The sequence below is a fragment of the Oscillatoria sp. FACHB-1406 genome (assembly GCF_014698145.1).
Lineage (GTDB): Bacteria > Cyanobacteriota > Cyanobacteriia > Cyanobacteriales > Spirulinaceae > FACHB-1406.
Map to the genome: position 1 here is coordinate 96,446 of NZ_JACJSM010000006.1, position 16,283 is coordinate 112,728.

Annotated in this window: 11 protein-coding genes; 3 read left to right on the plus strand and 8 right to left on the minus strand. The window is 50.6% G+C overall.

Translation table 11 applies throughout. From position 1 onward, the window contains the following. The first annotated feature begins 190 nt into the window (after window positions 1–190). From H6G50_RS08615 to H6G50_RS08625, 3 genes are all read left to right on the plus strand, one after another. Entirely contained in the window at window positions 191–3,874 is a 3,684-nt protein-coding gene (locus H6G50_RS08615; RefSeq protein WP_190715224.1) for a PAS domain S-box protein, read from the plus strand. Then, a complete protein-coding gene (locus H6G50_RS08620) occupies window positions 3,875–5,434 on the plus strand; it encodes an adenylate/guanylate cyclase domain-containing protein (RefSeq protein ID WP_190715225.1) in 1,560 nt (519 codons plus the stop codon). Window positions 5,435–5,644: 210 nt separating this feature from the next. Continuing rightward, entirely contained in the window at window positions 5,645–6,919 is a 1,275-nt protein-coding gene (locus H6G50_RS08625) for an MFS transporter (protein ID WP_190715227.1), read from the plus strand. Between the two features lie 146 nt (window positions 6,920–7,065). Here H6G50_RS08625 and H6G50_RS08630 read toward each other — a convergent pair whose 3' ends face one another. The 8 genes from H6G50_RS08630 to H6G50_RS08665 all read right to left on the minus strand — a co-directional run bounded on the left by H6G50_RS08630 (window position 7,066) and on the right by H6G50_RS08665 (window position 16,232). Further along, window positions 7,066–10,020, minus strand: coding sequence for a DUF1574 domain-containing protein (locus H6G50_RS08630; RefSeq protein ID WP_190715229.1), 2,955 nt, complete (start codon window positions 10,018–10,020; stop codon window positions 7,066–7,068). 8 nt (window positions 10,021–10,028) lie between these two features. Next, window positions 10,029–11,009, minus strand: coding sequence for a hypothetical protein (locus H6G50_RS08635; RefSeq protein WP_190715233.1), 981 nt, complete (start codon window positions 11,007–11,009; stop codon window positions 10,029–10,031). A 9-nt stretch (window positions 11,010–11,018) separates the two neighbouring features. After that, entirely contained in the window at window positions 11,019–11,174 is a 156-nt protein-coding gene (locus tag H6G50_RS08640; RefSeq protein ID WP_190715235.1) for a hypothetical protein, read from the minus strand. Between the two features lie 101 nt (window positions 11,175–11,275). Then, on the minus strand, window positions 11,276–13,078 hold the full coding sequence (locus H6G50_RS08645) for an asparagine synthase-related protein (RefSeq protein WP_190715237.1): 1,803 nt from the start codon (window positions 13,076–13,078) through the stop codon (window positions 11,276–11,278). 221 nt (window positions 13,079–13,299) lie between these two features. Next, window positions 13,300–13,584 (minus strand): PqqD family protein, encoded by a 285-nt coding sequence (locus tag H6G50_RS08650; protein WP_190715239.1) that lies wholly within the window; start codon window positions 13,582–13,584, stop codon window positions 13,300–13,302. Window positions 13,585–13,675: 91 nt separating this feature from the next. Then, window positions 13,676–15,115, minus strand: coding sequence for a glycoside hydrolase family 13 protein (locus tag H6G50_RS08655; protein ID WP_190715241.1), 1,440 nt, complete (start codon window positions 15,113–15,115; stop codon window positions 13,676–13,678). Window positions 15,116–15,144: 29 nt separating this feature from the next. After that, window positions 15,145–15,372, minus strand: a complete 228-nt coding sequence (locus H6G50_RS08660; protein WP_190715243.1) for a hypothetical protein — start codon at window positions 15,370–15,372, stop codon at window positions 15,145–15,147. Between the two features lie 272 nt (window positions 15,373–15,644). After that, window positions 15,645–16,232 (minus strand): DUF99 family protein, encoded by a 588-nt coding sequence (locus H6G50_RS08665; RefSeq protein WP_190715245.1) that lies wholly within the window; start codon window positions 16,230–16,232, stop codon window positions 15,645–15,647. Window positions 16,233–16,283: the final 51 nt, after the last annotated feature.

Genomic DNA, 16,283 nt, shown 5'->3' on the forward strand with positions numbered 1-16,283 from the left:
CGACCTGATTTAATTTTCTCGGTGCTGTTCGAGCGGGATTTCTCAAATTGATTGGGTCTAAAATAGCAGTTAATGCCGTGTCTTATAAAGAAGCTTCATTGCCCCTCTAGATAGAATTAAATTCCTCAGTATTCCTAACTACTTGATAGCAGACAAGTAGTAATAACTGGTCAACGATGTAGTGATAGCCATGATGTTGAATTTCTTCGAGACAATTTTTTCTCCCAGACAGTATATGCCGCATGGGAACTGCTATTTATGGCAGACTCCTTTGGTAGGACTGCATCTGGCTAGCGATATCCTCATCGCGATCGCGTATTTTTCCATCCCGGCGATGCTCCTCTATTTTGTGCGCCAAAAACAAATTGAATTTTCGCGCATTTTTGTCCTATTTGCAGCTTTTATTATTCTCTGCGGCGTAGGGCATACGCTAGAGGTTTGGACGCTATGGCATCCCGCTTACTGGCTATCGGGCATCGAACAAGCCCTCACCGCCTTTGTCTCCTGCTACACAGCAGTAGAAATGGCAGGCTTGCTGCCCCAATTTTTAGCCCTGCGTTCCCCCGCCGAACTCGAAGCGCTCAACCTAGAACTGCAAGCACAAATCGAAGAGCGCAAACAGGCTGAAATAGCGCTGCGCGAGAGCGAATCGAAGTTTCGCTTATTTATCGATCGCGTTCCGATGGCGGTAGCCATGCTCGATCGCGAAATGCACTACATTGCCCACAGCCAACGCTGGCAGCGCGATTATCCCTTCGACAAAATCGGCCCAGTCGAGCGCTGGCACCTCGAACACCAAAAGGTGTTACAGGGGGAAACGTTGAAAGTTAAAGAAGAAAACGTCGTGTGGGAAAATGGCCAGGAGGACTGGTTGCGTTACGAAATCTGTCCTTGGCACGATTACTCCGGCGAGATTGGCGGCTCGATCTGGTTTTGCGAATCGGTTCGCGATCGCAAGCAGGCAGAAGAAATCTTAGCCGAGTACAATCAAACTCTCGAAAGACAAGTTACCGAACGCACCGAAGAACTGCAAACGACGACCAAAAAGCTGCAAATCGAAGGGGTAGAACGCCAACAAACCTTGCGCAAACTGGAACGGGCGCAGTTATTTTTGCGACAAAGCGAAGCGCGCTTCCGCAGTTCCTTCGACCTCGCTGCCGTAGCCATGTGTTTGGCAGATCCGCAAGGCAGACTGCTGCAAGTTAATGCCGCCATGAGTCGCACTTTTGGTTACGCCGAAGACGAACTCATCCGGATGAGCTTTTCCGAACTTTGTCATACCGACGATTTCGCTGCCGGTCGTTCTCTGTTCGATAAATTATTATTCGGAACAATCTCTCACTATTCCCTCGAAAAACGTTACATCCATAAAGACGGAAGTATTATTTGGGGCTTGCTCAGCCGTTCGGTGATTCGCGATAGCAACGGCAAACCCTGCTACACGCTCTCGCAAATTCAAGATATCACCGCTCGTAAGAAAGCAGAGACGAAATTGCGGGAACGCGAAGTATTTCTCAACAGCATTTATCAAGGAGCCGAGGTCGGTATTTTCATTATCGATGTAAAAGGAGAGGGCAGTTTTTGTTTTAGAGGACTCAATGCGACTCACGAACGACTGACGGGTCTCAAATCCGTGGATTTGGAGGGAAAAAGTCCGGAAGAATGTCTGTCGCCTGCGGTAGCGCGAGCCGTGAGCGAGCGTTACCGCACCTGCCTCGAAGCGGGAAAACGCATTAGCTATGAAGAATGTTTGTCCCTCAAAGGCAGAAACAACTGGTGGTTAACGGCGCTCGCGCCCTTAAAAGACGAGAACGGACGCATTTATCGCATCATCGGAACGAGCATCGATATTAGCGATCGCAAACAAGCAGAGCAAGACTTGCAGCAGCAAGCGCAACGCCAGCAACTTTTCCTGAAAATGAGCCAGCGCATTCGCCGAAGTTTAAATCTTCAGGAAATCTTGCGGACGAGCGTTGAAGAGGTACGCGCTTACCTGAAAACAGATCGCGTCCTCCTCTATCGCTTCGATGCCGATAAGAGCGGTCGCGTTGTTGCTGAATCGGTCAGCGACGAAGCAATGTCCATCCTCCAGCGCACCATTAACGATCCCTGTTTTACCGGCCGCTGGCATACAGAATATCAACGGGGACGCATCTCCACCATTGAAGATGTCGATGCGGGTTTAATTCGTCCTTGCCACCGCGACTTGCTCGTTAGCCTTCAGGTGAAAGCTAATTTGGTCGTGCCGATCCTGCAACAAGACGAACTATGGGGATTGCTCATCGCTCACCATTGCATTTCCCCACGGCAGTGGCAGACTCAGGAGGTGGAGTTACTGCGTCAGCTATCCGAACAACTCGCGATCGCGCTCCAACAGTCCCAACTCTACCATCAAGCGCGGGTAGCCAACCAAGCGAAAAGTACCTTCCTCGCCAATATGAGTCACGAGTTGCGCACGCCCTTAAACGCTATTCTAGGCTTCTCGGAACTCCTCGCCCACGACACCAATCTCACGCTCCAGCAGCAAGCGAATCTCGCCACCATCAACCGCAGCGGCGAACACCTTCTCGAGTTAATCAATCACATTCTCGATCTCTCAAAAATCGAAGCGGGACGCATGACCCGTCATGACTTTGATTTCGATCTCTACGGCTTCCTGAACGACATTCATACGCTTTTTGCCCTGCGAGCGCAACGGAGTAGCTTAGATTGGTCGATCCGGCGGGCTGATAACGTTCCTCAGTTCGTCAACACGGATGCGGGTAAGTTGCGTCAGATTTTAGTGAATTTGATTGGTAATGCCCTCAAGTTTACGCCAGCAGGTAGTGTTACGTTAGAAGTGACGTGCGTGGAGCAGAAAGCAGCAACGGTTGTCCTGAATTTTGCGGTTAGCGATACGGGAATCGGCATTGACGAGAGTGAAATCGGAAGACTTTTTGAAGCGTTCTTCCAAGCAGGGACGGAGGGGCGCTATCAAGAAGGAACGGGCTTGGGACTAGCGCTCAGTCGGCGCTTGGTCGAGTTACTTGGCGGTACGATTGACGTTCGCTCTCAACTGGGACAGGGAACAACTTTTAGTTTTAAACTTCCCCTTCAGGTGGTGACAGCGAGCGAAATGGGAGAGGTGGAGTCAGAACCATCCCAGCGCGCGATCGCGCTCGAACCCGGTCAACCGCGCTATAAAATATTAGTGGCAGACGACCGAGCAACCAATCGAGAATTGTTGGTGCAGCTTCTTCGACAGTTTGATTTTGAGTTGGAAGAAGCCAGCAACGGCAGGGAAGTGCTAGCTTTGTGGAAACATTGGCAGCCCGATTTGATTTTTATGGATATCGAGATGCCGGAGATGGATGGCTACGAAGCGACGCGACAAATTCGCGAGATGGAACGAAGCCAGCGTTCAGTTTCCGGAGAGCGTTGTAATTGTAAAGAAAGCAATTCTATTGCACCGGCTCGGGGTTCATTGAAACCCGCACCGATTGTTGCAATTACCGCATCTGCTTTTGAAGAAGACCGCCAGAAAGTTTTGAGCGCAGGGTGTAATGATTTTATTCGCAAACCGTTTCAAGAAGTCGAGATTCTCCAAGCCCTCGGACAATATCTGGGAGTTCGTTACCGCTATGAGGATGAAACAAGCTTTAACGACAAGGCTTTGTCGGCTTCTGATGTCGAGCAGGCAGATTTATCGGTTTTGCCAAGCCAATGGATGGCTCAGTTCCGCAATGCTTTATTGCTGGGGAAAATTGAGGCAATGCGAGCGCTCCTCGAAGAACTTCCCCCCGAACACAAATCTTTGGGCGGCGCTCTGCTGTCGCTCGTCGAACAATGTGAGTTCCAGCAGTTATATTCTCTTATCGAACCGCAAGCTAACTAAATGCTCGCCTCCAAATTCGTTCATTACCGACCGAGAATTCTGGTTATTGATGACACCCCTGCTAATTTAAAATTGTTGACGCAAATGCTGTCGCAGCAGGGGTATGACGTTCGCGTTGCTCCGAGTGGCGCGATTGGATTGAATGCTGCTTTTGCCGAACCTCCCGACTTGATTTTACTGGATATTCAGATGCCGCAGATGGACGGTTACGAGGTTTGTCAGCGGCTCAAAGAAGATAGGCGTACCCAAGATATCCCGATGCTGTTTCTTTCGGCCTTGGACGCTACATCCGATAAAGTCAAAGCGTTTCGCGTTGGAGGAGCCGACTATGTAACCAAGCCGTTTGAGTTAGTGGAAGTGTTGGCGCGAGTCGAAAATCAGTTGAAGTTGCGCTGGCTTCAGTTGGCCTTACGGCGTTCGGAACAGGAAAGTCGAGTTTTATTTGAAGCGTCGAAAGCTTTGAATGAAGCGCCGGATTTGCATTGCGCTATTATATCGATTTTGGAATCGCTCTGTCGCCTTGTTTATTGGGAGTATGCTGAGGTTTGGATGCCGAACTCGGCTAGCACTCACTTGCATTTGGTCGCCAGTTATGATTCTTCTGAAGGGAAGCGGTTGGAAGCTTTTCAACAGCAGCGTCAGTCTTTGAGCCTTGCGCCGGGAGAAGGCTTACCGGGAAGGATTTGGGAAAACCAACAGTCGGAATGGATAAAGGGCGACGAAGACGGAGAAATTACGCGCGGAACGGGTTTAAGGGTGGGGTATGGCGTTCCGGCGCTGGTCAACAACGAGCCGATCGCGGTGTTTGCATTTTATCTGAGTTCGGACAGTTTCGATCCCAAGCGCGCGATCGGGATTGTTAATACGGTTATGGCTCAGCTTACTGCTTTTTTGGGACGAAAACAGGCAGAAGAAGCCCTGCAACGGCAACAAGCCAAAACCGAAGAATTGTTGCTCAATATTTTGCCCCAACCGATTGCCGAGCGCTTGCAAAATGGCGAAACGACGATCGCCGATTCTTTTGAAAATGCTAGCGTTTTGTTTGCCGATATCGTGGGTTTTACCGAATTTGCAGCCCAGCGCCCACCCCGTAAAATTGTTGCCGTCCTGAACGAGATTTTTTCCGAATTTGATGCCCTTACTCATGCCTATGGTTTAGAGAAAATCAAAACCCTCGGCGATAATTATATGGTGGTTGGCGGCTTGCCCCTTCCTCATCCTGATAGCCTCAACGCGATCGCACAAATCGCGCTCGATTTACTAACTTGTCTCGATAACTATAACTTCAAGAATTCGCAAAACTTTCAACTTCGCATCGGTATTAATACAGGTCCGGTTGTCGCCGGGACGATTGGAACCAGTAAACCAATTTACGATCTGTGGGGCGATACAGTGAATGTTGCCTCGCGTATGGAATCGACGGGCGAACCGGGTCAAATTCAAGTAACAAAAGCCGTGCGCGATATGTTATCGGAGCAGTTTCACTTTGAGGAACGTGGTGAGATTTTTGTCAAAGGAAAAGGAAATTTACTAACCTATTGGTTAGTGGATAAAAAATAGGGAATTGGGAATCGATGAGCGATCGACTCAATCGGTGCTATCTTTCGCAACACAATTCACTCTCTTAAGGGCATTCAAAGCTTTTTTATCTCTTTTAGACTCGAGAAATGTCGCATCAAATGCCGCCCCAACCTTGACCGAAAGTATTTCCTTATCGATGCCTCAGCAATTCATTCTCCATCAAACTCGCACCCAAAAAACAATTTTTCAATGAAAAAGTTGGCTCTTCCCACCCCACGCTTGCCTGCGTTGCAAGCGAGAAACTACCGCTTGTATTTCTTAGGGCAAGGGATATCTTTAATGGGAACTTGGGTGACGATGGTCGCAACGGTTTGGCTTTCCTATCGTTTGACTCAATCTCCCCTACTTCTAGGACTGGTCAGTTTTGCCAACCAATTGCCGAATTTTTTGCTAGTGTCCTTTGGGGGGGTTCTCGTCGATCGCTGGGATTCTCGTCGCACCTTGCTGATTACTCAAACCCTATCGATGCTGCAATCGCTAGCCTTAGCTGCGTTAGCCCTGACTGGTATTATCCAATTCTGGCATATCCTCGTCTTGAGCGCGGTACAAGGGTTAATTAATGCCGTAGATTCCCCCACTCGACAGGTTCTCATACCCAAAATTGCCGAGAAACCCGAAAATTTGACCAACGCGATCGCGCTTAACTCTTCAATGGTAACGGCAGCTAAATTAGTCGGGCCGGCAGTGGGCGGGCTGATTATTGCCGTTGCGGGGGCGGGATATTGCTTTTTGATCGATGCCTTCAGTTATCTGGCTGTTATTATCGGGTTGCTCGCCATGCGATGGACGCAGAAAATCGTTCCAACAGGTGACAATACGCCTTTACGATTTTCTCTCGTCTGGCAGAACCTAAAACAAGGGGCAATCTATGCCTTCACGGATCCGCCGATCCGTACACTCTTGTTGTTAGTCGCCGGTCTCAGTTTCATGGGTTTAAGCCCCAATGTCGTGCTGCCCGTCTTCGTCAGCCAGACTTTGCACGGTAGCGCCCACACTTTGGGCGGGCTGATGGCAGCTTCGGGGGTTGGCGCGCTCGCTGGGGCAGTTTTTTTAAGCCAGAGGCAAGGAATTCGCGGCTTGGGGCGATTAATTGCCATTGCTAGCAGTGGAAGCGGCGCGATCGCGATCGCGTTTGCCTTCTCCAAAAGCTTATGGTTTTCTGCCTTTTGCCTATTCCTGATCGGCTTTGGCAACGTACTGCAATTTGCCAGCAGCAATACTCTAATCCAAAATTTAGTCGAACCCGACAAGCGAGGGCGGGTAATGAGCTTTTACTTAATGGCCTTTTTAGGAATGGCTTCCTTTGGGAACCTGCTAACGGGCAGTTTAATTGAAGCGATCGGCATTCCGGCTGAGGTTGCCCTCAGCGGCGGCATCTGTATCTTACTCTCCGTCGCGTTCTCCCGAAAGCTCCCCGCACTGCGCGCTCTGGTTAGAGCCGCTCATCCCGAACTCTCGGGCTAAATGGGGGAGAACGTCACTCGCCAACCGCATTTTTCGAGTAATATAGCAGTTTTCACATGGATGAGGTACGCGCAGCGGGCGAATACCATTCGCCCCTACGGATAAAATTTAGTGCATCGGGACTGGGGATTGGGATAAAAAATTCTTTAAAACTGCCAAGGAATTTTTGGATTTTTAGCTAAATCTATTGAAACGCGATCGGCTCCATACCGATTCAGGTGACTGGGATCGGAAAATAAACCGTATTCCTGGGGCCAACGTTGTCCTAAATCGAGAAAAATCAAATTCGAGCCAGCAGCAGCTTGTTGCATTTGTGCGGTGAATTCAGTCTCGTATTTACCGCGAACGGAATCTAAATAAATATTTGTTAGCGGCAAATTTACAAAGACTAAATCAATGCGATGTTTGGCGAGATATTGGGTTAAGTTTTGCAAGGCTTCGTATTGTTCGCCTTCGACATTAAAAGAGTCGTAATCGCCATCGTAAGCGCCAGCAACTTTGGGATGCTGGGCGTAATAGGTAACGGGATCGAAGCGCGTTGCGAGGGGTAAAAAACCGTCGATGTCGATCGCTTCGCGCAGGTTGAGCGATTCATCGGGCAGTTGAGCGGATTGGGAGGCACTTTCTATTCCGGGCAGCAAACTTAAAGGTTGCGATCGCAGCCAATCGTATAATTTCTCGCGTTGGGGATAAGTGGAAGAAACGCTGGCAAGGGTATTGTTGAGGCAGCGATCGAGGTTTTGATAGCCATTTTTGAGCGCTTGAGTAATCCCTCCCAACGATAGCCCTTCGGTTGTTTGGATGCCGCTGCTGGCGGTATTGGGGAATTTTCCAGCTTGGAGGCGCTGGTAGCCCGCTGATGACGCGATCGCTTCGTAGGTGCGATCGCTGCGCCCGCTATTAAATGCCCGCGCCCCATCCGCCCAGATAATTAATTTCGGCAACTGCTCGGGCGTTAGCACCTGACGCAGCAATAAATCCACAACTCGCGCCGTCGCGCCGTTAATGCCAAAATTAAACACATCCAACGTGCGATCGCCGCGCTTGCCGAGGGTTTTCTGCAACTTCGCCGGGTCGATCCCGCGCATGGCTCGGGAACTGCCGACTACCAGTACATCCGGTACGCCTTGAGTCCGAACGCGCTCTTGATACAACGCCAGCTTTTCATCTAAAAGGGGATTATTAAACGAGGGATTGGAAGCGCGGGCGGCGGCTAAAATCGCGGCAGCAGCAGCCTTTTTGTCAGTCCGCGTAAATTGTTCGCGATTGAAGCCTTTCGCTTGTTCGGAACCGGCGCGCTGCAAAGGCAACTCCGGCAGCGACGGATCGCTGGAACTCGCGAGTATTGAGGAATCGAGGGGCGCATCGATCGCATAACTTCTAAGCAGGCGACCGAGCAGCCAATCGGTTTGAGCGACGAGTAGCAAGCCGACAGCGCCCCAAATCGCAAGAGTTTTGAACCCTTTATAGCGACTTTGAGCGTAACCCGTCTCTTCGCGATGGAGGGCAGTAGAGAGCGAATCGGTCGGTTCGACTGCTATCAGCAACTTGCTCGAGAGCAGCCAGCGCGCAGTATCTCGGCGCAGCGTTTCCCAGGGCGGGGGTTCTGCCGTCTGGCTGGGAGCGTCGGGACTTTCCCCAACGGCAGTTTCCCCATCATTCAGTAAGGGATTTTCAGCCGGAGGAGCAAAGGCACTCGAGGCGGATTCGGTGTGAGACGTTGAAGAAATCGCTAAATTGTCGCTCAAAGAGCCGAACTTAGCACTCCACAACGGTAAAGATTGACCCGCTCGCCGCCCGTAGATGCGAGCGCCAGCGATTCCTGGCAGCCGCAATTCATGCAAAATTTCTTCGAGGGGGGGTAAGATTTGCGATCGGCTCGGACAGATGAGTCCTTCGGCGAGGATATGCAGAAGGCTGTCTTTAATGCAGAGTTTGACGCGTAAGCCGCCGGTTGCGAGGCGAGTTTCGAGATCGGGATCGAGCAAGCGCTGCAACAGAAAGGTGAGTGCGTCGAGGCGGTTCTGTCGGGCTAAGTCTCGGGGCGTGGCAGCGAGTTGGGGGTTGCTGGCTGCGGGTAGCGTCAGCCAATCGACCCAAATCGGTTGTTCGGGGAGATCGAGGGAAAATTTCGGGCCTTCTACGCCGTAGAGGGCGGCGGCGGTGATGCCTTGGGGGGCGAGGCTTTCGAGGAGGGGGGCGACTTCGCTTTTAACGGCGATCGCGTCGAGGGCTTCTTTGGGTTGGGAGGGTAATAAGCTGCAAAAAACGTGCAGGGTTGAATCTTTGAGGATGGCAGAAGCTTGGATGCCGCGCAGTTCCAGGCGGCGATCGAGTAGGCGCGCGATCGCTTCGGCATCGCCCCAGCGCGCCCAATCGCGCAACATGATTTCCGGATGGGTGAGATCGACTTGGAGTATCCATTCGGGCGTTGTTTCGCCGCTGACTTGAGCGCGGATCGCCGCGTCGCGAAAGCCGGTCAACTCCAGGCTGCGGAGTTTCTGGGCGATGGGTTCGGCCAGGAGGGAAGCATCGGGGCTGTAGTCGCAGTTGCAAACCACCCAAAGGCGCTTATTGGCGGGCGGTTCGTTTTGGCGCGGCGGTGCGGGGAGTTTTTGGACGAGGGTTTTAATGCCGATCCCGAGTTGGGAGAAGGAATCGCTGAGGTAACGCGCGATCGCTTCGGTGGAACCCATGCGCGCGAGGCTTTCATTGGAAGCGAGCGGTACGCTGCCGGACTCGCTTTCAGCTTCTGAGGCGGAAGCCGGGGAGTTTAACCCCAGACGTTCTAGCGCGATCGGTTCGATCCAAGCTGCTTTTTGTTTGCCGACGGCGCGACCGTAGACGATAATTTTATAGATTGGCTCTTTAGCGCGCTTCAGGAGCCATTGCGTTCTCTCGTGCTGCTCGTCGAAAGCTCGTAGAAGTCGAGCCATTAACACCTTTTGCTGGGGCGCTCGTGCGCCTTCGCAGAGAATGTGCAAAATGTTGCCGCGCAATCGAATTCTTAAGCGCACGTCGGGATCGGCGATCGCTTGATAAAGCCATTGAGACAGGGAAGGTTGGGGGCTAGTTTTTTGGCGCGAATTCACGTCCCACATTACAGTCCTTAAGTTTCAATATCCTGCAAGATCCGATCGACCAGTCGGTTAAGCTGCGTTGGGTCGGCGTGGGGAAGGATTTGGTGCGGGGAAATCGCTCGTATTAGTTCGCTTAAAACTTTAAATTCCGCAGCCCGCATTGGTTTATCTAAGAGATAGGGAGTATAGGTATTAGCGATCGCTGCCATCATAGCAGCTTGCGGCGCGATCTTCTCAATCTGCGGCCGCTGGGGAGAATTTTCGCGTCGAGCGAGGAAGTAGATGCGGGCGAGAGGAACGCTGGCAGCTTGAAAGCTGTCGCGCTGGTGGTTGAGGTCGAGGTAGCGTTTATCCCAGGTGGGATGGGTGGGGACGAGGCGCGGCAGTGCGTCGGCACGCCCAAACAGCGCGATCGCGGAATCCGACCACAGACGGATGTAGGAATACCCCGGACGCAGGCCAAATCCGGTTTCTGTCGCGTCTAAGGCAGCTACATCGTCGGTGAGAACTTTGTAACCTCGTTGGGCGAAGGCTGCGGCAAGGGTGGATTTCCCCGCACCGGGAGGGCCGAGGAAGGCGATCGCGCGTTCCCCAACGACGGCAGCGCTAGCGTGCAAGCAAGTCGTACCGCGCAAGCGCAGAACGAAGCCTAAAACCGGGCCGAGTAGGTAGGTTGCCGTATCTTCTAAGGTTAGGGGTTCCTGCCACAGCGCCCAAACGTGCCGCCCCAAACGGTCGATCGCGAATTCGGTGCGATCGCTGTAGCGCAGCCAGAAGTATTCGCCATCTGCCCGCCGCCACGCTTTTAAGTTGGGTTCTCCGTCGGCATTGCAGTTCGGACTGACATACCAATTCTGCCAGTCACTCTCACCGGGCGGCGAGAAACTCGGCGGTTGCTGCCAAAACAAGCAAACGTCAGGTATGGGTTGCTTGGAAGGAACGCGCGCTTTCAATCCCGGCACCGCTAGCTTGGATTTGAGGTTCAATCCGTAAACGAGATACTGCGGCATAAACGCCGTTTAGAAAGTTTTGTTGAACGGGGCGGGACTGCCAGCAACGCTATCGCGGTTAATGTTGCCATCGCTGAGCGCCAGGGTTAGCGTTTTGATATCCCCGTAGGTTTTAAGTTGGGGGGAGTGGTATGGTTTTTTGAGGGGGATTGATGGGACGGACATGATTTTTTTCTCCATTGCAGGCGACATTTTACTATTGTTTATAAACAAAACGCTGAAAGTTGCGATCGCTGCCCTCGCATTATATCGTTAGAGCCGATTGCCTATAAACGCTGCAACCAGTACCCAACAGTAACGGGATGCAGGATTTGTCGCTTCTCTCGTCCGGCGGAAGTCGCGATCTCCTCTTGCCACTGGCGGCGATCGACATACTCTTCGAGGCGATCGCTGATACACCCTTCAAATACTTTAATATCGGCAGCCTCGAGCAGTAACTTTACGGGATCGCCGACGAGGGGAGATTTGGGACGCTGGCGAATGCTATCGGGTAGCTTACCGCGCAAGGTCTCTCTTAGCAAGGTTTTGCCCGCGCACCACGGCAGGGGCGGCAAGGCGAGAAGATACTCTAGCAGGCGCAAATCGACGAAGGGAAATCGCACTTCTACTTCGGCGCGAAAAATGCTGGCATCGTTTAAAGCAAACATAAAATTCCACATGGGTTGCGGGGGCAAACCGTGGTAAGCCAGAGAACGAGGCGGGCGATCGAGCGGTAGCGTTTTTTGCCAAAATGACTGCCAGCGTTCTTGCAAGTTTTGCGATCGGGCGAAGTCGGGTGCAAACCACGCCGGAAGGGGAATCTCGGGGGGAAATGCTGGGCTGACTGCTGCGAGGAATCCCGTTCCTAAAGGCGGTTTGAGGCGATATTGGAATAGGCAGCGCGCTAGATCGATCGCGACGTGATGCAGGGGCATTCCTTGCAGCATTTCTCGCACGGTGGCAATTCTTAGGGCTTCGTCGCCGCCCTGTCCGTGGAGAAGAACGCGACTGTGAGTGCTGCAATCGCGCATTTGTTCGAGGTGCATCAGGACGAGGGGCGCATGAATGGGTTCGGGAAGGTGAAGTTCGGGCTTGTCCCAGTTTTGATACAGTTGGTAGTCGTCGGCAGGGAGAAAATGGATGGGGATACCGAGCGATCGCGCGGCGAGTCCGGCGAAGTGTCGTTCGCGATCGGGAATTAAGCGATCGTAGACACCCGTAAAGGCTTGCAAATTAAGCGGAAAATCGCGCTTTTTTGCTCTTTCAAGGGCAGCAACGGCAATATTGGTGGAATCTAAGCCGCCGCTGAGGAAAATACTCGCATTTTTAGTTCGCAGGCGATCGCCCACGGCTCGATCTATAATTTCTTGGAAGCGGGCGATATAATCTTCGCTGCGTCGGTAACGAATTTGCGGCGGTAGGGTTAGCGTCCAGTATGTCTGCTGTCGTACAGTACCATTTTTAATGACGAGTTGGCAGCTTCCCGGCAAGCAATGAATGTCACTAAAGGCGGTGGTTTCGCCAGCGGTATTCGTCCCGAAGAGTAAGAAGTCCGCGATCGCGCTATCGTTGAGGCGATCGGAGCATTTCGGGTGCAAGCGCAGGCAATTTAACGTATTGCTGAAAATGAAGCTATTGCCTACTCGCGCGTAATAAAACAGTTTTGCCCCTACCGGATCTCGCGCGCAAAAAAGTTGCTGCTTGCGATTATCCCAAATTGCAAAGGCAAAATCCCCTAGCAAATGTTCGAGACAGTTTTCCCCCCAATCGCGATAAGCCGCTAAAATTAGCTTGACATCTGGATGATTTTGTGAAGTGTGGCGATCGCTCAATTTTTCCAGAAGTTCCTCGCGCCCGTCGATGCGCCCATCCGCCGTAATATAAACTTCCCCATCGAGGCTATAAGGTTGGCGTTCGGTTGCCGATTCATCTGTCGTTCGCAGCAGCGTATGTCCGAACCCGATCGCACCTTGCACCCAAATTTCTCGGGTATCTGGGCCGCGAAAATCGAGGGAAGCGGTCATTTTTTCCAATAAAACGCGATCGACCGGCTCTCCATCGAGATTCAAAATACCGCAAATACCGCTCATTTTAATTGATAATTGATAATGGATAATGGATAACGAATATCGCGTTTTTCGTTTGCGTAAGGTACAGTTCCAAAAATTAAATCGGTAGGGGCGCGGATTTCGAGGTCGCCTCGAAATTAAACGCCGCTCCGTAGGGGCGAATGGTATTCGCCCGCTAGATATACCTCATCCATGTGAAAACTGATATACCAATTTCCAATCCTGATGCACTAAATGTTATCTTACTCACTCAATCGAATTAAACCTTGTGCGAGAAGTTTTTCGATAAAAATAAGCAAGTCCTTTTTTAAAGTATCGGGTTCTACTTCGTATTCTTCCAACAATTGCTGATACGCACTTTCAATTGAGTTCGCTTCTTGAAGAACTGCAAAAAAACGAGTTCCGACATCATCCAAACCGTAGTAAGCTTCGTTATCTAGATTTAACAAAACAGCTTCATCTTCAAGGTGTTGAATGAGAACATCCTCAATCGGAATGACTCGTTGCGCGAACTCAATTTGCGACATAAGGTTATTAATAATAACTAATCTTTAAACAATGGCAGAGAAAGAGAGGGAAAACGCGATCGCATCTCCCCCAGTTTCTCTTACCCTAAATTTAGCCTAAAATGCAACCCGATCGCGGCGGCAACTTCAAACTCAAACTTCCTTCATCTCCGGCAATCTCCACTTTCCCATACAAAATCTCTCGTTCTTGCGCGGGTAAATCGGCGAGATTGACTCGTACTGTCGCCGCATTCTTCCCAGCATTAACTGCTATGATTAGGGCGCTATCATCCAAAATGCGAGCAAACGCATAGCCCATTCCTTCTGCATCTAAAATGCGGTAGGTTCCAGTTCGCAGCGCCGGATATTGATGTCGCAGCGCAATCAAACGCTTATGATAATCGAGGACATCGCGTTCCCAAGCCGATTCTGGGGGGAAAGCGCGGCGACTGTCGGGATCGATTTTGCCCCTCAACCCAACTTCATCGCCGTAATAAACGCTGGGCGCGCCGGGAAAGGTCATCAATAGCAGCGTTGCTAATTCTACCGATGCTTTATCTTCACTGGCAATACTAATTAGCCGCGCTGTATCGTGACTGTCAAGCAAATTCAATTGCGTTAGTTGAATTTCCCAAGGATAGAGTTGCAGCAAATGCTCGATTTTGGAGGCGTAAGAAGCTGCTTTGAGGGGCGGATAGGCATCGTAATCCGGCCCTGCGACTAATTTAGGAATAACGCGATCGCCCGCACAAAAGGCAATCGTCGGGCCGGTAAATAAATAATTCATTACGCCGTCGAACTGCGTTCCATCCAACCAATAGCGAGAATCTCGCCACACTTCCCCAACAATATAAGCATCGGGGTTAACGCCCTTGACGCGATCGCGAAATTCTTGCCAAAACCCGGGGGCTTGAATATCGAATGGTACGTCCAATCGCCAACCATCAATCCCTTGATGCAGCCAATATTCGGCGATTTTCATGATATATTCGCGCACTTGTGGGTTGTAATGATTGAACTCCGGCAGCGCGCGATTTCCTTCCCAACCTTGATAGTTTGCTGGCTTACTGCCATCGTAAGCCGAAAGCGGCCAATCTGTTACCGTAAACCAATCCAACCAGGGCGAATGCGGGCCATTTTCGAGAATATCGTTAAAGAAGAAAAAGCCCCGGCTGCAATGATTGAAAACGCCATCGAGAACGATTTTTATTTCGCGATCGTGCGCCGCTTTAATCAGCGCAAATAACGCTTCGTTTCCTCCCAATAGCGGATCGACTTGATAATAATCGTGGGTGTGATAGCGGTGATTGCACGCCGATTGAAAAATGGGGGTAAAATAGATGGCATTAATCCCTAAATCTTGCAGATAATCCAGCCGTTCGACAACGCCCCACAGATTGCCGCCTTTATAACCTTGAAGCGTCGGCATCTCGTCCCACCCTTCTAAGGGAACGGTATAATCGCTCGGGCGCTGCTGTCCAATAGCAAAGCGATCGGGAAAGATTTGATAAAAAACCGAATTTTTAACCCAATCTGGGGTAGTAATTTGCATGATTTTCTAAACTCCAATGTCGATGCTTTCTAATTTTGGTCGGGAACCTGGTTGTTCAAATATTGGTTGAGTAAGTTTTCTAACTTATCTGACGGGCAGCATTCCATTAAAGCTTCAAAAACTTCCAGCAATCGGGCAGCATTATCTCCCAAAATTGGGTTTAAATCCCAAACATCTTGCACCCAATCTTTAGGATCGCCTTCTTCAAATATTAGGCGGTTAAACAGTTGTCTTACTTCAGCTTGAGAGAGTTTCATGAGCGAGTTAAAATCATCATTGAACATCATAGACTAAAGTCATCTTTTAGAGACTCTCTCGCTCGAAATAAATCATAAAAAGGTATTTACTAACAAAGTGTTTGTTAAAATGATGTCGTGTTACGCTCCGTAACCCTATCGTATTACTCTTTGAGTAGTTTGTAAGTCTTCTCATACCAATTCTCATTGATTTTGCACGATTCCCGAAGAGGGCATAACAATGTTATGCCCCTACAGCAAAAAATTTAGTGAATCGCTATTGAGAATTGGTATCACGCTGAATTTCCGCTTTCTCCCTTCATTACCGCCGCGCCGATTAAATGTGCTAAACGGAGGGCTTCTGGGACTTTGCCGCAATCGGTTAAACGTTGCAGCACCGCAGCAGCTAATTCAGGTGTTGTTCCGCAAACTTGAAATACAAAAGGTGCGGAAAAATGAATCGTTCCGGCGCGTTTTAAAAGTTCTAAGCGTCGTTCTGGGTGGGGAAGGCGCGCGATCGCGGTTTCCATTGCCGCAAGTTTGGGTTCGCGCCGCATGACAGCAATACAAGGAATTTTTAGTTGTTCGGCTAGCTGCGGTAAATCGACTAAATTTAAGCCGCCGAAACCGATCCCGTCGAGCAATAAAATGTGCAGTTGCGGTAAAAACTTTCCACCTAATAATAGATCGAGAATTGCAGCATTAGCATCCCAACCATCGGGCGTTATCTTACCCCAAACCATCCCTTCAAAGCGCGTCCCAGCACAAACAACCCCAGCAATTGCAGCGCTTTCTCGGGTGTGGCGCAAAAAGGGGGCATCATCAAAGCCAATAACGCGAATTGTACGGTTATTTTTGAGCAATTCGGCTAAATCGGGCATCGCCTTATTGATGACTAATACCAATTGAAGATGACTTAATAATTCGTAATT